Annotated in this window: 18 protein-coding genes; 11 read left to right on the forward strand and 7 right to left on the reverse strand. The window is 70.0% G+C overall.

The annotated features are described in order from the left end of the window. Positions 1-47: 47 nt before the first annotated feature. Positions 48-356 carry a hypothetical protein gene (locus NE857_RS32490; RefSeq protein WP_017581450.1) on the forward strand — a complete coding sequence of 103 codons (309 nt, stop codon included), beginning with the start codon at positions 48-50 and terminating at the stop codon, positions 354-356. Here the strand turns inward: NE857_RS32490 and NE857_RS32495 are convergent. Both NE857_RS32495 and NE857_RS32500 read right to left on the reverse strand, forming a co-directional pair. Further along, a complete protein-coding gene (locus tag NE857_RS32495) occupies positions 353-1318 on the reverse strand; it encodes a sugar kinase (RefSeq protein WP_254419039.1) in 966 nt (321 codons plus the stop codon). The genes NE857_RS32490 and NE857_RS32495 overlap by 4 nt on opposite strands. Beyond that, positions 1315-2913 (reverse strand): N-acyl-D-amino-acid deacylase family protein, encoded by a 1599-nt coding sequence (locus NE857_RS32500; RefSeq protein ID WP_254419040.1) that lies wholly within the window; start codon positions 2911-2913, stop codon positions 1315-1317. The genes NE857_RS32495 and NE857_RS32500 overlap by 4 nt, the downstream gene beginning before the upstream one ends. Positions 2914-3104: 191 nt before the next feature. On the opposite strand from NE857_RS32500, the gene NE857_RS32505 reads away from it, so the two are divergent. Further along, positions 3105-3485, forward strand: a complete 381-nt coding sequence (locus tag NE857_RS32505; protein ID WP_254419041.1) for a RidA family protein — start codon at positions 3105-3107, stop codon at positions 3483-3485. Between the two features lie 133 nt (positions 3486-3618). On the opposite strand, the gene NE857_RS32510 is transcribed toward NE857_RS32505, so the two are convergent. Next, the gene (locus NE857_RS32510) at positions 3619-4269 is read right to left on the reverse strand and encodes a class I SAM-dependent methyltransferase (RefSeq protein WP_254419042.1); all 651 of its coding nucleotides are present in this window, start codon (positions 4267-4269) and stop codon (positions 3619-3621) included. 824 nt (positions 4270-5093) lie between these two features. Between NE857_RS32510 and NE857_RS32515 the strand changes: the two genes are divergently transcribed. The 5 genes from NE857_RS32515 to NE857_RS32535 are packed head-to-tail and all read left to right on the forward strand — an operon-like array spanning position 5094 to position 8848. Continuing rightward, positions 5094-6815 (forward strand): sensor histidine kinase, encoded by a 1722-nt coding sequence (locus NE857_RS32515; RefSeq protein WP_254419043.1) that lies wholly within the window; start codon positions 5094-5096, stop codon positions 6813-6815. Positions 6816-6851: 36 nt separating this feature from the next. Beyond that, positions 6852-7274: a roadblock/LC7 domain-containing protein gene (locus NE857_RS32520; protein ID WP_254419044.1), complete on the forward strand. Its 423-nt coding sequence runs from the start codon at positions 6852-6854 to the stop codon at positions 7272-7274. Between the two features lie 2 nt (positions 7275-7276). Then, the gene (locus NE857_RS32525; RefSeq protein WP_254419045.1) at positions 7277-7648 is read left to right on the forward strand and encodes a DUF742 domain-containing protein; all 372 of its coding nucleotides are present in this window, start codon (positions 7277-7279) and stop codon (positions 7646-7648) included. Then, positions 7626-8210, forward strand: a complete 585-nt coding sequence (locus NE857_RS32530; RefSeq protein WP_254419046.1) for a GTP-binding protein — start codon at positions 7626-7628, stop codon at positions 8208-8210. The genes NE857_RS32525 and NE857_RS32530 overlap by 23 nt, the downstream gene beginning before the upstream one ends. 32 nt (positions 8211-8242) lie before the next feature. Further along, entirely contained in the window at positions 8243-8848 is a 606-nt protein-coding gene (locus NE857_RS32535) for a GAF domain-containing protein (protein WP_254419047.1), read from the forward strand. 147 nt (positions 8849-8995) lie between these two features. Here NE857_RS32535 and NE857_RS32540 read toward each other — a convergent pair whose 3' ends face one another. After that, positions 8996-10195 carry an acyl-CoA dehydrogenase family protein gene (locus NE857_RS32540; RefSeq protein WP_254419048.1) on the reverse strand — a complete coding sequence of 400 codons (1200 nt, stop codon included), beginning with the start codon at positions 10193-10195 and terminating at the stop codon, positions 8996-8998. A 573-nt stretch (positions 10196-10768) separates the two neighbouring features. Further along, positions 10769-11383 (reverse strand): TetR/AcrR family transcriptional regulator, encoded by a 615-nt coding sequence (locus tag NE857_RS32545; protein WP_254419049.1) that lies wholly within the window; start codon positions 11381-11383, stop codon positions 10769-10771. 192 nt (positions 11384-11575) lie between these two features. Between NE857_RS32545 and NE857_RS32550 the strand changes: the two genes are divergently transcribed. Beyond that, positions 11576-13324 (forward strand): MDR family MFS transporter, encoded by a 1749-nt coding sequence (locus NE857_RS32550; protein WP_254419050.1) that lies wholly within the window; start codon positions 11576-11578, stop codon positions 13322-13324. Here NE857_RS32550 and NE857_RS32555 read toward each other — a convergent pair. Then, a complete protein-coding gene (locus tag NE857_RS32555; protein ID WP_184366691.1) occupies positions 13315-13764 on the reverse strand; it encodes a GNAT family N-acetyltransferase in 450 nt (149 codons plus the stop codon). The genes NE857_RS32550 and NE857_RS32555 overlap by 10 nt on opposite strands. Before the next feature lie 175 nt (positions 13765-13939). After that, the gene (locus NE857_RS32560; RefSeq protein ID WP_254422167.1) at positions 13940-15145 is read right to left on the reverse strand and encodes a F0F1 ATP synthase subunit B; all 1206 of its coding nucleotides are present in this window, start codon (positions 15143-15145) and stop codon (positions 13940-13942) included. Positions 15146-15523: 378 nt separating this feature from the next. Between NE857_RS32560 and NE857_RS32565 the strand changes: the two genes are divergently transcribed. From NE857_RS32565 to NE857_RS32575, 3 genes are all read left to right on the forward strand, one after another. Then, entirely contained in the window at positions 15524-16084 is a 561-nt protein-coding gene (locus tag NE857_RS32565; protein WP_254419051.1) for a gamma carbonic anhydrase family protein, read from the forward strand. A gap of 329 nt (positions 16085-16413) precedes the next feature. Continuing rightward, a complete protein-coding gene (locus tag NE857_RS32570) occupies positions 16414-16965 on the forward strand; it encodes a hypothetical protein (protein WP_254419052.1) in 552 nt (183 codons plus the stop codon). A 132-nt stretch (positions 16966-17097) separates the two neighbouring features. Further along, on the forward strand, positions 17098-17862 hold the full coding sequence (locus tag NE857_RS32575) for a hypothetical protein (protein ID WP_254419053.1): 765 nt from the start codon (positions 17098-17100) through the stop codon (positions 17860-17862). Positions 17863-17939: the final 77 nt, after the last annotated feature.

A 17939-nucleotide genomic window follows, 5' to 3' on the forward strand; every position in this document is an offset into this window, starting at 1 on the left:
ACCTGTGTCTTGCGGGCTCGCGTGAGCCCGGTGAAGAGGGGAATCCCGTGCCGATCCGCCCTGCGAACCTTGCCACTATGTCCGCGACCATCGCCGGTGCCATCTCGGGGATGTCCAGCAAGGAGGAGACCGCGCCGGTCCGCATCACCTTCGAGTCCGGGCACGAGCAGACCGTGGAGAACGGCGGCTGCCGTGTCCTGGAGACCGGCCAGGGCGGGGTGGTCGAGATCGACGGCGAGTCCCGCTTCGCGCTGTTCGCGGGCACCAGCTGCCAGGGCAGCCGTACCCTGGCCTCCGGCAACGGCTCGGTCCGCTTCGGCACCCCGGTCCTGGCCGGAGCCATCGTCATCGGCTAGCCGCGACCGAAGGGCTGACCGCTCCAGGAGGAGCTCTCGGCGGGGCCCGCGGCGCGAATCCGCGCGACCTCGTCCGGAACTCGGTCCAGGGTGTCCCCGCGGGAGCGCAGGACCTCGCCCGCGGCCGCGTGGCCGAGGCTCAGGCACAGGTCCGCGGGCAGGCCGTCGAGCAGGCCCGACAGGAACCCGGCCGCGAAGGCGTCACCGGCGCCGACCTCCTCCACCACGTCCACCGGCGGGGCGGGCACGAACACCGTGTCCGCCCCGCCGAAGCAGGTCGCCCCGTGCTCGGCGTCCTTGACCACCAGGGTCGGCACCTCCGGCAGGGCCGCGCGGACGTCCTCGGCCGCGGGGGTGCCCCAGAGCCGTTCGGCCTCGTCGCGGCCGACGAACACCACGTCCGCGCGGCGGGCCAGGTCCAGCAGCACCGGTGCGGCCTCGCGGGCCGTCCACAGGGCGGGCCTGTGGTTGACGTCGAAGGAGCGCAGGGCGCCGTCGCCGGAGCGCCGGTCCAGCAGGTGCTCCACCAGCGCGGCCGCCCGGGCGGACAGCGCCGGGGTGATCCCGGACAGGTGCGCCAGCCGGGGGCCTCGGGACCAGACCTTCTCCCCGTCCGCGGCCGACATCACCGAGGCCGCCGAACCCCGCCGGTAGTACAGGACCCCCGCCCCGCCGGGCGCCGTGTCCTTCACGTACAGGCCGGTGGGGCGTTCGGGGTCCACCTCCACCCCGCGCACGTCCACCCCGCTGCGGGCGACGGCGGCGGTGACGATCCGGCCGAAGGGGTCGTCGCCCACCCGGCTCACCCAGGCGGACCGGTGGCCCAGGCGGGCGAGCGCCACGGCCACGTTCGATTCCGCGCCGCCGGTGCCCACGCCCAGCCGGGCGCCCTCGGTCAGGGCCTCGGGCGAGGTGAGCACGGCCATGGTCTCGCCGACGCAGACCGCGTCGATCCGGGTCATCGGGCGTTCCTCCGGACGGATCGGCCGGGCAGGCGGTCGGTGCGCCGCCCGTCCCAAACGGTGAACTCACCGTTGACCATGACGTGCTCGATCCCCACCGGGGTGCGGCGCGGCTCCTCGTAGGTGGCGCGGGCGTCGACGGTGTCGGGGTCGAACACCACGAGGTCGGCGACGGCTCCGATCTGGATGATGCCCCGGTCGGTGAGGCCGAGCCGGTGGGCGGACCGGGAGGTGAGGTGGCGGACGCACTCCTCCAGGCTGAGCAGCCCGAGTTCGCGCACGTAGTGGCCGAGGTAGCGGGGGAAGGTGCCCCAGCCGCGCGGGTGCGGACGATCGCCGACCAGGATGCCGTCGCTGCCCGCGGTGTGCGCGCTGTGCCGCATGATCGCACGGATGTTCTCCTCGTTGCCGACCTGGAGGAGGCAGCCGCTGCGGAGCTCGTCGGCGACCAGCAGGTCGGCGTAGGTCTGCCCGGGGTCCTCGCCACGCTTCTTGGCGAGGTCGGCGATGGAGGAGCCCACCGCCCAGGAGAGCGCGGGGTCGGCGGTCCCGGTGACGACCGGGGTGGTCCAGTCCATGGGGATGCCGTGGTTGCCGTCGGTTCCCTCGGTCTCGATCTCGCGCAGGACGCGGGCACGGGTGTCGGGGTCGCGCAGCCGGGCGAGGGTGGCGGCGGCTCCGCCTTCCTGGGCCCAGGAAGGCAGCGGGGCGCCGAGGTAGGTGGCGCTGGCCCGGTAGGGGTAGCTGTCCAGGGTGACGTCGAGCCCGTAGCGGACGGTGGCCTCGTCGATGGCGTCGAGCACCTCGGGCGCGCGGCCCCGGTTCTGCGGGAAGTTCACGTGGCAGTGCGCCAGGTGGAGGGGCACGTGGGCGCGGCGGGCCACGTCCAGACACTCCTGGTAGGACTCCACGACCCGGGAGCCGTAGTTGCGGTGGTGGGGGCAGTAGTAGCCGCCCGCCGCGCGGACCGGTTCGAGGAGGGCGACGATCTCGTCGTCACTGGCGTACATGCCGGGCGTGTAGGTGAGCCCGGCGGAGAGCCCGTGCGCGCCGTCGGCCATGCCCCGGGCGACCATCGCGCGCATGCGTTCGATCTCGGCTTCCGTGGCGGGGCGGTCGTCGTTGCCCACGACCGCCATGCGGACGTTGCCCTGGGGGACGAGATAGGCGGCGTTGGCGGGCGCGCCCCGGTCGATCAGGTCCAGGTACTCACCCACGCTCCGCCACGAGTGGTCGAGTTCGGGGGTCCCGTTCCACGCGGCGATCTGCTCGCGGATGGGCTCGGCGGTCTCGTCGGTGACCGGCGCGTAGCCGAGCCCGTCCTGGCCGAGGACCTCCAGGGTGACGCCCTGGCAGACCTTGGCCTCGTGGGCGGGGTCGGCGAGCAGGGCGAGGTCGGAGTGAGCGTGCATGTCGACGAACCCGGGGGAGACGGCGAGCCCGGTCACGTCGATGACGTTCCCGGTGGTCCTGGCGCTCCCGGGTGGGACGATGTGACTGATGCGCCCGCCACGCAGGACGAGGTCGGCAAGGCGGGAGGGACCGCCGCTGCCGTCGATCACCCGTCCTCCGGCGAGTACGGTCTCGGGCTGCACTGTTCCTCCGTTCGGGGTCCCCGACACCCGGTTCGGCGACTCCGCCGTCGGAGTGTCGGTGTGGCCCAAGATACGCTGCGCGAAAGAGAATTGGTAACTTTGTTGCCAATAAATGTGCCCGCGGGCCGCCCGTGAAGTCGTACGAGCACCGGCGCGCGCATGTGCACGCGACACCCGAGCGAAGGAGTCACATGTCCAAGAAGGCGGTCCAGACCGACAAGGCCCCCGCTCCCGCCGGCGCCTACAGTCAGGGCGTCGTGGCCGGCGGCTTCCTGTACACCGCCGGGTTCGGCCCGCAGGACCCCGAAACCGGACAGATCGCACCGACCGTGGGCGAGCAGACCACCCAGGTGCTCGCCAACGTCGCCGCCGTGCTCGCCGAGCACGGCCTGACCCTGGACGACGTCGTCAAGTCCACCGTCCACCTGGAGAACCTCAAGGCGGACTTCCCGGAGTTCAACGCCGTCTACGAACAGCACTTCACCGCCCCCTACCCGGTGCGGACCACCGTGGGCTCGGACCTGGCGAACATCCTCGTCGAGATCGACGTCGTCGCCAAGCTCCGCGACTGACACTCCTGCACCAGCTGTCACTGGCCATCATTCCCAGCTTGACGGTGAATCGACCGGCCGTCCCCGAAATCGGCTCCCCGGGGGCGGCCGGTTCTCTTTTCGCCCGGCTCTTCCGAACGGGCCCGGGGAGTCGCTAGGTGCGGCGGCGGGCCCGAACCACCAGGTCGTGCACGGTGTAGGTGGTCTCCTCCAGGGTCTGCTCCGCGGTCCGCACGTCGTCGACGAGCACGTCCCACTCCCCCTCGGTGAGCACCGCGGTCACCGCGTCGCCGTCGTAGAACAGTTCCGGGACCGACGGGCGCGGTACACCCGTCTTCAGGTCCTCGGGGTGGTGCGCGACCACCAGGAGCTCACCGCCCGGGGCCACCGCCGCGGCGAGGTCGGCGAACAACCGCGCCCGGGGATTCGGGTACAGGTGCATGAACTGCGCCGTGACCAGGTCGAACGGGGGGCCGGGCGGGGCCCACCGGGTCACGTCCGCGCGCAGCCAGGTGATCCGGTCCGCGACCCCCTCGCCCGCCTCCGCCGCGTGCGCCGCGGCACGGTCCAGAGCCACGGACGAGATGTCGACCGCGGTCACCTGCCAGCCCCGCGTGGCCAGCCACAGGGCGTCCGCCCCCTCACCGCTGCCGACGTCCAGCGCCCGGCCGGGCGCCAGGTCCGCCGCCTCGGCGACCAGGTGCCGGTTGGGCCGCCCGTTCCAGATCCGCTCGCTGGAGCGGTACCGCTCGTTCCAGAACTCCTCGCCCATCTCCTCGGGCAGGGAGTCGTGTCCATCGGTCATGTGTCGACCACCTCCGCCTCCCACCCTGCTCAGCCGTGGCGGCCAGAGCGAGTTCCCTTGCCGGAACGGCAACGGCGCGGGGCCGGGCGGAGAAAGTCCCAGGAAACGCGACGGTCGTCAGCACCCCTCCCCCGGCAAACCGCGTCCCAGTGACGGTTTCCGCCTCCGCCAGATGTGTGCCCCGGCACCTTTCCAAACCCGATACGTGTGCGGACAATCGCCCTGAGTGACGAAACTGCCTCTCCTCGGAGGGCACTCCGATTTCGGACCGAAGAGCCGGCGTTGCTCTCAGTGACTTCACTGGTACCCTTAAACCCGCTTGCAGCCACCGCCCGAGCACCCGAAGCCGGCGACCGGCCCGCATGTTCCCACAGGGCCCTCCGGCCAGGGCCACCGGGAACCGCACGGCGGTCGTGCACCCGTACACCAAAACGTCGGCACTGACAAGACACGAATACCTTTGGGCCCCGAGCCCCACGAGCGGCCTTCGGGTCTCACCAATATGAAGCAATTTTTTTCAGTTCGCCGTCGCCATCGCCGAAACCAGCGAACTAAAAACCGCTTCCACCTGCCACAGGGAGCCTCTCGCCGACGACCTCAGGGGAGCTCGACCGGGGGCGCCGAACCCGTTCGGGACGTCCGACCTGAAAGCGGATCCCGAGCCCGCTCGGGGGCACAGACTCCGACACCCCGCCCTCCTGTTAACTTACCGGCCAGTAGTGATCATTGGCCTTCGTTCAAACGGCGTACTTTGTCCTCAACAGTGCGTTGAAGTCGCTATCGTGATTCCTGTTGTCAACAGGCCTTCCCGCCCCGAGGAACCCATGTCTGACTCCCCTCCCTCCGACGCCGCCGCGCGTCGAAACAACCGGCAGATACCCACCCCGAACTCGCACAGCCGCTGGAGCACACGCACCCTGGTCCTGGCTGCCTCGGTCCTGCCCTCGATCCTCATGGCCGCTCTGGGCGCCGTAACGATCCTGTTCGTCCTCGCCATCGACCTGTCCGGTCTCGCCGACCGGAACACGGTCCTCGCCTCCGCGCTCACCGCGGCCGCTGTGGGAGCCCTGCTCATCGTGTTCCTGGCGGTCTACGGTGCGGGGCACGCAGCCAGCCGCGTGAACGAGCGCGTCAACGGCCTGCGCGCCTGGCTCACCCGCGGCCAGGACCACCTGCGAGAGCTCGCCGACGAGGTGAAGCGAGGTGAGCGACCCGAGCTGCCCGGGCCTCCCGCCGATCCCCCGAAGGGCGGTGACGCGTTCGAGCACCTCGCACACGAGCTGTCCGTCGCACAGCACGTCTCGGAAACGGCCGTGGTCGAGGCCGCCTCCCTGCGGTCGGACCGTCCGTCGGCTCAGCAGGTCGAGGTGTTCGTCAACGTCGCCCGACGCATGCAGTCCCTCGTCCACCGGGAGATCACGCTGCTCGACGAGCTGGAAGCCCAGGTCGAAGACCCGGACCTGCTCAAGGGCCTGTTCACCATCGATCACCTGGCCACCCGGATGCGGCGTCAGTCCGAGAGCCTCGCGGTCCTCGGCGGAGCGGCGTCACGACGCAAGTGGAGCAAGCCGGTCTCGCTCTACGAGGTGCTCCGATCGGCGGTGGCCGAGGTCGAGCACTACTCGCGGGTCAAGGTGGTCCCCCCGGTGACCGGCACCCTGAACGGCGGCGCGGTCGTCGACGTCATCCACCTGGTCGCCGAGCTGATCGAGAACGCCACCAAGTTCTCGCCGCCACAGGCCCAGGTCATGCTCCGCGCCGAGCACGTCCCCGCGGGGGTGGCCATCGATATCGAGGACCGCGGACTGGGCATGCAGCCCACCGACATCCACAGGATGAACAGCCTGCTCGCCGACCCCGAACAGATCGACATCGGGGAACTGCTCCATGACGGCCGTATCGGCCTGTACGTCGTCTCCGTGCTCGCACGCAAGCACAGCGTGCGGGTTCAGCTCCAGAGGAACATCTACGGCGGCACGCAGGCCGTCGTCCTGTTGCCGGTCGGCCTGGTCGGCGGGGAGAACGAGGGACGTGGTTCCAGGTCCCTGGCGCGTTCCTCCGCGGAATCCGCAGAAACCGCTGCCGCACCGACGGCACACCCGGCCCCGCGTCCCCCCTCGGCACCGGCGCCCGTCTCCGCTCCCGCGGGCCACGGGAACAACGGTCAGGAAACGCGGTTGCGCACCAGGCGCACGGCCGATCCCCACACCGGCACCGGACCCGACCCCCAGCCGCTGCCCGTGCGGCCGGCGCAGACACAGGGCGGCGGCCGCGGGTTCCCGGAGCCGCCGCCCGCCCCCGCGCTCGTATCCGAGGCCGGTCCCGCTTCCCAGAGGCGGCAGCCGTCCGGCGAGCGTCCTCCGCTGCCTGAGCGCCAGGCGCAGACGCACCTCGCGCCCGAACTACGCAGCGACCGCTCGGACGGGCGCCACGACAGAGGCGGCGACCACACACCCGACCTCATGTCCGTCTTCCAATCCGGCTTCAGACGCGCCGAAGCGGAGAATGACCAAGACCGGCTGGATCGCGACGACAGCACCAGCTGATCAAGCAGCACCCTTGCGAAAGAGAGTCCATTCATCATGGTGAGCGCTGTACACCCGGGCCAGGAGTCTGACCTCAGCTGGCTTCTCAGCAACCTCGTCGACAGGGTTCCGCACACCCGAAGCGTCGTCCTGCTGTCCTCCGACGGCCTGAAGAAGGCCGTGTCCGGCCTCGATGTCGAGAGCGCGGAACAGCTCGCCGCCATCGCCTCCGGTCTGTTCTCCCTCTCCCGCGGCGCCGGACTGAAGTTCGGCGGCAACGAGACGGTCCGTCAGGTGATCGTGGAACTGGACGAGACACTCCTGTTCGTCGCCTCCGCCGGTTCCGGTTCCGTCCTCGCCGTCCTCGCCGGCCGCGAGGCCGACGCCGGTGTTCTCGGCTACGAGATGTCCCAGCTCATCAACAGCGTGCGGCCCTTCCTCACGACCCCGACCCGGTCAAGCGACCAGCGGAGCCGGTGAACATGGCCTCGTCCGAAGACGACGTCTGGATAGACGAGAAGGCAGGACGCCTCGTACGCCCGTACACGGTGATCAACGGTCGTACCAGCCCCACCAACAAACTGGACCTGCTGTCCATGGTGAGGGCTACCGGGCAGGTCTCCCAGAACCAACTGGGCCCGGACCACGCTCAGGTCCTGTACCTGTGCCCTGATCCGACACCGGTGGTGGAGGTCGCCGCCCACCTCAGGTTGCCCGCGGCGGTAGCCAAGATCCTCCTTTCCGACCTGATCGACTGCGGGGCGGCCACCACCCACGTCTCCCACCCCGCCGCTGACCCGACCGACCGATCCGTATTGGAAGCACTGCTGCATGGCCTACAACAACGACTCTGATTCGTTTCCCACAGCGGTCAAGGTTCTGATCGCGGGTGGCTTCGGCGTCGGTAAGACGACCTTCATCGGTTCGGTGAGCGAGATCGAGCCGCTGAGCACCGAGGAGATCATCACCTCGGCCAGTATCGGCACCGACGACCTGGGGGGCGTGGAGGACAAGACCACCACGACGGTGGCCTTCGACTTCGGCCGGGTGACCTTCTCGTCGCAGCACGTGCTCTACCTGTTCGGAACACCCGGGCAGGAACGCTTCTGGTTCATGTGGGACGAACTCTGCGAGGGAGCGCTGGGCGCGGTCGTGCTGGCGGATCCGCGCCGCTTGGAGGCGTCCTTCGCAGCCGTGGACTTCTTCGAACGCCGCGGAATCCACTTCCTCGTCGCGGTCAACGAATTCGACGGTGCGTTCCGTTACGAGCCCGAGGAGGTTCGGGCGGCGCTCAAACTCGGTCTTCGGACACCGGTCGTTCTCTGCGACGCGCGCGACAGCCACTCCGCGACGTCCGTACTCGTGTCCCTCGTGCAGTCCCTGCTCGCCGCAGCCGCCCACTCACCCGCCCCCTAGTCCGCTCGACGACCCCTGAGTTGGAGCCAACCGTGACAGACAACAGCAAAGACCACCTGCTCACTCCCGTGGACAGCGAAGTCCCCGAGCGCATGGCGAGGCTACGTGAGCTCCAACTCGGTGACGGGCCCGACCAGGAGTTCGACGATTTCGCCCGTGATCTGGCCGAGACGGCCGGCGCACCGTTCGCGATGGTCAACTTCATAGACGAGGACCGCCAGTACTTCGCCGGACTGTACGTGTCCTCCGAGGGCGATGCGGGTTCGGGCGCGAAGCACGCGCAGTCCCCCGAACCCGACCGGGTCATGGACCGCGACCACGGATACTGCCCGCACGTGGTGGCCCGACGTCTGCCCCTGGTGCTCGACGACGTCTGCGACTACCCCCGGTTCGCCGGCAACCCGGTCGTCGACGAGATCGGTATCCGCTCCTACATCGGCGCTCCGATCATCGACCGCACGGGTACGACCCTCGGCACGATCTGCATCGTCGATCGCGAACAGCGCCCCTGGGGGCGTCCGGGGCTGGAGTTCATCAAGGCGAAGGCCGCGGAGCTGACGGATCTCATCCACCGGCGCGAGGACCGTGCCGCACAGGCGGCCCGCAGCTCCGCCGAGGCCGGGCGGCAGCCGAGCTGATCCGGGGAACCCGGTCCGGCACCGCTCCCCCGGGCCCGGACGAGGCCGGGGGGGGCGGTGCTCCGCGGGACGGTACCGCTCCGTCCGCGCTGTCTCATGTTCTCGGTCGCCTGCGCCTGCGAGTCGCCCGGATCCAGCCATGCGGCACTAAGGGGTACCTACCGTCTCCCCCTCGGAAACCGCGAACCTCTCCGACCACTGACCCTTGTTCGTGCCCAGCGCCATCTCACTGAGCCGCAACAACTGGATGTCGGACGTGCCCGCGGGAGCGAAGATGTGGTGTGCGTCCCGCAGGTGCCGTTCGACCGGCCGATCGGTGAACAGGCCGCAGGCGGCGTGGATCTCCATCGCGGCCCGCGCCGAGTCCAGTGCCCCTTCGACATTCACGAGTTTGGCGTTCATCAGATCCGCGTCGCAGGGCAGGCCCCGGTCCAGCCGGTCCACTGCGTGATAGGCGGCCAGCCGGGCCGTCATCAGCCGCGATTGCATCTGTCCCAGCTTCAACTTGATCGTGGGGAGCGCCGACAGCGGCTCCCCGTAACGGTGTTGCCGCGAGACGAAGTCCACGGTCTCGTCCATCAGGGCCTGGTGGATACCGAGGGAGACAGCGGTCAGGTTGGCTCTTCCGTAAAGGACGCTGGAGGAGTAGGCGACAGGCAGTCCCTCGCCCTCCTCTCCCAGCCGGTTGGCAGCGGGGACCCGGCAGTCCTCGAAGATGAGCTCTCCGAAGCTGAATCCGTGCAGTCCCATGGCAGGACGGTGCGGGCCAAGCGAAAAACCCGGCCGATCCGCCTCGACCAGGAAGGCCGACAAGCCCTTGGACCCGGGACCGGTGCGGACGACGACCCCGTGGAGGTCGCCGACGTGGCTGTTACCGACGAACACCTTCCTGCCGTTGAGAACGTAATCGTCCCCGTCGCGCACCGCACTGGTCTGCATACCGAGGACGTGCCCCCCGGAGTCGGGCTCGGTGACGGCGATCGTCGGAAGGCACTCTCCGGCGGCCACGGCCGGCAACCACGTCTTCTTCTGTGTTTCGTTGCCGAAGTGGAGGATCTTGGCCACACCCAGCTGGGAGGCCTGCACCATGGCCCCCATGGCACCGCTGACCAGGGACAGCTCCTCAATGATGATGGTCTTCGCGAGGTGGCCCAGACCCATGCCTCCGTACTCGGGGCCGATGGTGACACCGAGCCATCCCTGACGGGCGATCAGGCGGGACAGTTCGTGTTGGACGGAGCGGGACTCTTCCATGGCCGGTACCAGAGGGCGGACCTCGTTGTCGGCGAAGGCCCGAACATCAGCCCGAAGGCGTTCGTGACGCTCTGTGACGAAAGAGTCGGTCATGCGGTTCCCTTCACATTTTCATGCTTGGCTCGTCCCGGCTTCAAGGGGCGGATCACTGCTGAATCCACCCGGCCGAGTCAGCGGGATCATGGTGAGTTAGGGCCGACAGCGAACACAAGGCCTCTGCCTTTTTTGGACATAATTATCCCATAAAGGCCACTACTTCTGGACAGGAACTTTAGGGCACAGAGAGCTCGAAAGGCCCCTCGCTCCCCCATAACCACACCAACCCGCCCAGCGGCCAGACACCCCAGAGAATCAGCTCTGAGCTGCGGCGCCCCCGAACCTTCGGCCCAGGCCGCGGTTGACCCACCCCTTCCGGCGCCCACCGGCAGCCGGGAGAGCCATTGACCAGCGGTCATGCCTGACCGCCCAACCGATACGCCGACCACGGCCCGCGCTGTTTGTGCTCTAAGTCATCCCTGGAGAGGTTTATCAACCAGCGAGCCCCTCATTCGAGAGCTCTGCGCCGATGTTCGACCCCCACACGATGATGACGCTCCGCGGTCACCTGCCGCCCGTCCCGGCCAAGCGCCTCACGGCAGGCAGCCGCGACCGTCCGCGGACCGACGCCTAGGGGGCGTCCGGCCCGGGGGCGTCGAAGTCCTTCAGGCACAGTTCCAGCAGGGCCAGCACCCGCTCCCGGAGCTGGTCGCGGTCGTGCGCGCGCAGGGCGGTGGCCCCCTCCACCCGCCGGACCCGGCCCACACCCAGCAGAACGGCGGCGACCAGCGAGGCGTGCACGCGCGCGTCCGGCCCGCCCAGGTAGACGGCGAGGGGGTCGATCAGCGCGCTCTTGAGGCGCCCCTGGTAGACCGCCTGGAGGTCGGGGTCGCCCGCGGAGTCGTCCAGGGAGAGCTGCAGCGGGGTGCCCTCACCGTGCAGACGCCCGACCGAGTGCTCGGCCAGTCGCTGCGTCAGGTCCTCGGGGGCACCGTCCTCGATGAGCCTGGGGAAGACGCCGTCCTCGTGGAGGATCTCGGTGAGCAGTCCGGCCTTGGAACCGAAGTACCTGTTGATCAGCGCGACGTTCACCCCGGCGTGCGAAGCGATCTTGCGCGAGGAGACCGAGCCGTACCCCTCGTTGGTGAACAGCGCCTTGGCACTGGCGAGGATGCGCTCCCGGGTCACCTCACGGCCACGGGCGGGCACCCGCGTACCGCCTCCGGTCTCGTCCGGACGCTCCATCTGCACACCCCTTGGTGGCCGTGATCTGGCTTTCTCGACTCCAGGTTGACACCTCTGTGCACCCCGCGCCTACCGACGGGGGCGGAGAGATACCGATTTGACAGGTCAACACCGTTTACATATACCTAACGTGGATGCTTGCCCCCGGTGTGTGTGCCGCGGGGCTTTCGTGCGTCCGGAAACGGGGGCCTCATGAAACAGTCGGTACGCGGGACAGCCACGGCACGGGGCTCCTCCCCCAGGGCCGGTTCCCCCGCCGTCGAGGACCACCCGGCCGCCGCCGCACCGGCCGAACCCGCACCCGAGTACCCCTCGCGGCGGGCCGTGCGCCGGATCATGGTCGGCCTCGTCCTGGCGATGCTCACCTCGATGCTCACCAACTCCATCATCGGCACCGCGCTGCCGACCATCATGGGCGAGCTCGGCGGGCAGGACCGGCTGGCCTGGGTGGCCACCGCCGCCCTGCTGACCATGACCGCCTCCACCCCCGTGTGGGGCAAGCTCTCGGACATCTGGGGCCGCAAGCTCCTCTTCCAGATCGCCCTGGCCATCTTCATCGTGGCCTCGCTCGCGGCGGGCTTCGCCCAGGACATCAACTGGCTGATCGCCGCCCGCGCCCTCCAGGGCCTGGGGGTCGGCGGGCTGGCCACGCTGCCCAACATCATCCTCGGCGACGTCGTCTCACCCCGTCAGCGCGGCCGCTACAGCGGGCTGATCGGCATGGTCTTCGGCGTCTCCACCGTCCTCGGACCGCTGGTAGGCGGCTTCCTCGTGGACAGCCCGCTCGGCTGGCGCTGGTGCTTCCTGATCACCGTCCCGCTCGCCGTGGTGGCGTTCTGCGTCATCCAGTTCATGTTCAAGATGCCGTTCACCCCCCGCCACAAACCGTCCGTGGACTGGCTGGGCGCCGGGCTGATCTTCAGCGCCGCCAGCACGGTGATCGTCCTGCTCAGCCTGGGCGGTACCCAGATCCCGTGGAACTCCCCGGCCGCGTACGCCATGGGCGCCGCCTCGGTGCTGCTGACCGTCGCCGCCGTCCTGGTCGAGCGCCGGGCCAAGGAGCCGGTCATCCCCACCCGCCTGTTCCGCGATCGCACCTTCGTGCTGGCCTCCGCGGGCTCGGTGAGCGTTGGCATGATGATGTTCGGCCTGATCATCTACATGCCGCAGTACCTGCAGTTCGTGCACAGCATGAGCCCGACCGTCTCCGGGCTGATGACCCTGCCGCTGGTCTCCTCGTTCCTGGTCACCTCGATCGGCTCCGGGTTCGCGATCAGCGGCAGCGGCCGGTGGAAGGCCTACCCCGTCATCGGCATGGTGCTGTGCGTGGTCGGGTTCACCGTGCTGAGCCTGGCCCAGGTCGACCCCGGTCTGACCACGGTGATCGCCGGGCAGATGCTGGTGGGCCTGGGCTTCGGGCTCAACATGCAGATTCTGCTGCTGGCCACGCAGAGCGCACTGCCCGTCAAGGACATGGCCGCCGGGACCGCCTCGGTCACCTTCTTCCGCAACCTGGGCGGGGCCATGGGTGTCGCGGCTTTCGGGGCGGTGATGGTGAGCCGGTTGAACGCCGAGATCGCCGCCGCGGCGGCCGCCGCCCAGGAGGCCTCGGCCGCGCAGGCCCCGGCCGGACCGGGCGGCGCCGACTCGGGCGCCGAGGAGCTGTCCATCGGGCTGGAGGAGGCGGCCGAGTCCGCACAGGGGTCACCGGAGCTGGTGCAATCGCTGCCCGAACCCGTGCGCGAGGTGGTCGTCGGCGCCTTCGACCACGCGATGCAGGGCGTGTTCGTGGCCGGTATCCCCATCGCGGTGCTGGGGTTGGTCGCGGTGTCCTTCATGAAGGGTGTGCCGCTGCGCGGCGGCCCCGGGAAGAAGAACGCGCAGGCGGAGCGGGCCGAGGAGTCCGCGGGGCCCGGGGCCGGAGCCGCGGCTCAGAGGTAACGGCGGAACCCCTCGGCCGAGTTGTCGAAGCCCAGGGTGGCATAGAAGGCGTGCGCCCCCTGGCGGCTCTCGTGGGAGAGCAGCTCGACCTTGTAGCAGCCCGCGCGCGTGGCGCGGTCCAGGGCGTCCTCCATGAGCGCCCTGCCGATGCCCTGGAACCTGGTGTCGGGGTCGACGACGAGGTTGTCGACCACCGCCCAGGGCTGGGCGTCGTGGGTCAGGTTGGCCACCACCAGCAGGTCCAGGGTCCCGATGATCTGGTTCCGGCGCTCCGCCACGAGGACGGTGCGGTCGGGGTCGTTCTCCATACGGGTCCAGGCGCGTACAGCGGCGGAGGACATGCGGACGTGCGCGCTCTGCGTGTGGGTGGTGTCACCGAGGTCGCGCAGGAGTCGCAGGATCGCACCGAGGTCGGACCGTATGGCCGCGCGGATAATCATGGCTGTCGGCATCGTAGCCGACAGCCTGCGACAAGGCGGACTTCACCCTACAACTGGCCACAAAACGCCATGGGAACGTCGAGGGCGGGACCCGGGTGGTCCCGCCCTCGTACACACCGGGTCGTACCAGCCCGGGCTCCCTCAGGGCCCCGGGTGAAAGCCGGTTCGGCACCCGTCAGGGCTTGCGGATGACCCGCACGCCCTCGTCGCCCGTCGGCGGCTGCTGACCGGCCTCGGGACGGCGGTAGACACCGGTGATGCCCGGGTCCCCGGCGTCACTTTCCGGCGGGGCCGTCGGCGGCTGCTGCGGACCGCTCGGCTGCTGGTGGGCCTGGGGCTGTCCACCCGGGGCCGGAGCGGTGAAACGGGCGCCCTGCGGGGGCTGCGGCCCGGTCGGCTTGGGGTCGCCGCCCTTGCCGTCGTCCGGCTTCGCGGGGCCCTGCTCGGGCTTGGCCGCCTCGGGCCGCTGGAGCGGCTTGATGCGCACCGTCGCCTCGTCCGGCTCCTGCTGGATCGGGGGAAGCTTGGCGGTGGCCTCCTCCTTCACCGGCTGCGCGTCGGGCGCCTTGTTCTCGGGCGCCTTGTTCGCAGGAGCCCTGTTCTCCGGGGCCTTGCTCTCCGGAGCCTTGGCCGCGGGCTTGGGCTGCCCCGGGTTCTGCTGCCCCTGCTGCCCCTGCTGCCCCTGGGGCTTCTGGCCCTTCGGGGCCTCGGCCGGAGCGGCCGCGGTGTCCTCGCGGGACAGACCCGCCTCCAGGGCGCCGGCCTTGTCCTCGGCCACGACCAGGTCGGCCAGTGTGGAGTGCATGTCCTTCAGACGACGCAGCGCCTCGGCGTGCGTGGCCGTCAGCGTGGCCAGACGACGGTCGGCCGTGTCATGGATCTTCTTGGCCCGGGCCTCGGCCTCGCTGAGGCGGCGGTCGCCCTCCTGCTTGGCCTGCTCGCGGAGCTGGTCCGCCTCCTTCTTGGCCCCGGCGACCATCTCGTTGGCCTCGGTGCGTGCGGAGGAAACGATGCGCTCGGCGTGCTCCTCGGCGTCCTTGCGCTGTTTGGCGACCTCCTCCCCGGCCTTCTTCTGGGCCTCCTTCACCTCGGTCTCGACGCGGGAGCGACGCTCCTTGGCCTCTTCCTCGGCGATGCGGAGGATCTCCGCCATGCGCTCGCTGATCTGCTCGTGCTCAGGCTTGACCTGAGCCTTCTCGCGGGCGATCGCGAGGTCGCGCTTGTACTGCTCCAGCTCGTCGTCCATCCGTTGGAGACGCTCGCGGAGGTCCTTGAACTGGTTGTCCATTCGGACGTAGTAGTCGTCGACGTGCGCCTTGTCGTAGCCGTTCTTGCGCACTGTCGGGAACCGTTCATGCTGAAGTCCGCCGCCCGGCAACATATCGCTCATGTGCCTTTCATGTCCTTAACACCGTTGACTGCACATCGCAGATGGTGAGAGTTGCCCCGTACCCATTTGTCATCAGAACACCCATCGGGCCCGTTCCGTGCGGTTCGCCCTCAGGTGTCCGTTCTCGTGCTCCGGCTCGACGCGATGAGGGGCACCGGCCGAGAGCGGAGCGTAACGCCGTGGACACCGTCCAAACGACCAAGGTAGACACGCGCTGCGCCGCGGCGTCAAGAGCCCTGACGGGTACATCGCTGTGCGGCCCCTGGTCACGTTCTTACTAAGGTATGCGCGATCATCCCCGCACGGGGGCCGAGCGGTCAACTTCCTGCCCCTCTGCCCCAGGGGACCTACGTTTGGGAGGACCTTGACATGGTCAGCGCAACGGACGGCCCGACCGGAGCAACCACGGGACCGTGGATCGGCGGGGCCCCCTTCGGTGAGCCGGAGATCCACCCCACCGCCTGGATCGCCCCCGGAGCGGTGGTGGTCGGCCGTGTGCGGCTGGGCGCCGAGAGCAGCGTCTGGTACGGGTCGGTCCTGCGCGCCGACACCGAGGACATCGTGGTCGGTGAGAAGGTCAACATTCAGGACCAGTGCGGCCTGCACTCCGATCCCGGGCAGCCCGCGATCCTGCACGACAACGTGAGCCTGGGCCACAAGGCGATGGTGCACGGCGCCATCGTGGAGGAGGGCGCCCTCATCGGCATCGGCGCCATCGTCCTGGGCGGCGCCCGGGTCGGCAAGGGCGCGCTGGTCGCCGCCGGTTCGCTGGTCGCACCGGGCAAGGTCGTCCCGCCGAACACCCTCTGGGCCGGGGTGCCGGGCAAGGTCGTCCGGGAACTGAACGACGACGACCGGCTCGTGCTGGAGCACACCCCCACCGCATACGCGGCCTACGCCGTCCAGCACCAGGACGTCAGCTGGCAGTGATCCGGCTCCCCGGCTGCGGCTGCGGCTGCGGCTGCGGCCAACAACAGCGCGCGGCGACGACCTTCGCCGACGGTCCGCGCCAGGTGATCCGCCCGGGGGAGGGCCTGTGTCCCTCCCCCGCCACCCCCTCGGACGGGTAGTCAACCCTCTGACTAACCCGGGTGGGCGGACCACTGGCCCACAAGAGTCATGTGCTCGGGCCGTCCCAGACGTAGTCTGGAAATCCTCTCTCCCTGTGGGATCGGTTCCGTCGCGCCCGCGCCCACACCGCCCCGCCGCCGCGGGTCGCCCGTCCTGTCCTGCGACACCGTTGTCCCGGGAGGTGAGCGGTGGCACACGGCCTCGGTATGCGCGACCGGCTCCACGACCACGTCGCCCTGGACGAGATCGAGCTCTACGCTGAGGTCCTCATCGCCGTCGCCGACGCCGACCGCCCGCTCAGCCCCGCCGAGATCGACCGCGTCCTCGGCCTCGGCCAGGAGCCGGACCCCGGCCCCGAGCTCCGCGATACTCCCGAACCCCTCGCGCACAGCCCGGCGCCCGGGACCGACACCACTGCCCCGGGCGCGACGGACACCCCTGAGGCAGGCCCCAGCGAAGCCTGCCAGCCCGCCGCGGCGCCGCGGCCCCGCAGGCCCGCGGCGGGCGAACGCCCAGCCAACACTGCCGGACCGGGCCACGGCAGCGCTCCCTTCATCTACGGAACCACCGGCTCGGGGCCGGGTTCCGACAGCAGGATCATCGCCCCCGTGCCCCCGGCGCGTGACGGCCGCGCACCGACTCCCGTCCTCCCTCTGCTGCACGATTCACTCCCCGGCGGCAGCCGAACGGCACACCCGCTGTGCGGCCCGTTCGTCCCCTGGCGTGCCTGGCAGCTGTGAGTTCCGCCGCACCCTGGCCGGAATCGGCCTGATCCGGCCACTTTCGACCCGCTCCGTGTGTTCTCGCACCGGGTATTGCCCCTTCTGGGCCCCTCAGCCCACAGAACGGCCAGTAGCCCCTCAGGAGTCGAGATGCACGCAGGATCCGACAGACCGGAACGCGAGGTAGAGCGCGCCCCCGCCGCCCGCCGCCCCGGTCACCCCCGCCCCGACGACGGCGAGCCGGACAACGCCCGCCGTGTCACCTTCACTATCGCCATCGTGGTGACCTCCGTCTTCCTCCTGCTCACAGCTGGTGGGATCGGCTGGTTCATCGCAGGCGGCCTCCCGTCCTCCGGGGAGGACACCGCCGCCGACGCAGGCGCGGACGACGCCACCGGGGACGACACCGCGGACACGGATGCGGCCCCGGCGGACCAGGGAGGGGAGGGAACGGTCTCCGACTCACACTCGGGGCTCGCCTACGACCTGCCCGGCGAGGGGTGGACCCGGCTCGGCGACGACCAGGTTCCGGCGGAGTACTCCTCGTACGTGGTGTACGGATCCGCCGACGACCCGGACGCGATCATCGTCACCGGAACCGAGGACCTCGGCCCCCTGGAGCCCATCGCGGTCTCCGGGACGCGCCTGGCAGCGGACATGGTCGGCGACCTGATCACCGGCGGCGGGGACGTGTGGGTCGAGCCCTCGGGGCAGACCTCGCTGGACGGCCTGCCCGCCTTCGGCGCGACCATGGGCAGCGACACCGACGACGGCGAGGGCAGCTACGGCCGTTTCCTGGTGGTCGAGCTCAACGACGACACCGGCGCGTTCATGCTCGGCCTCAACACCGGCGGCGGTGACGAGGCCACGGCCGGTATCGACGCCGCCTTCGAGTCGGTCGGCACCCTCTGGTAGATCCGGGTTCGGTGGGTTCCGGACGCCCCGTCTCCGGGAAATCCGAGCCCTGGGAAATCCAGCCGCCGGACGTCCCG

The sequence above is a fragment of the Nocardiopsis exhalans genome (assembly GCF_024134545.1).
GTDB classification, from domain to species: Bacteria; Actinomycetota; Actinomycetes; order Streptosporangiales; family Streptosporangiaceae; genus Nocardiopsis; species Nocardiopsis exhalans.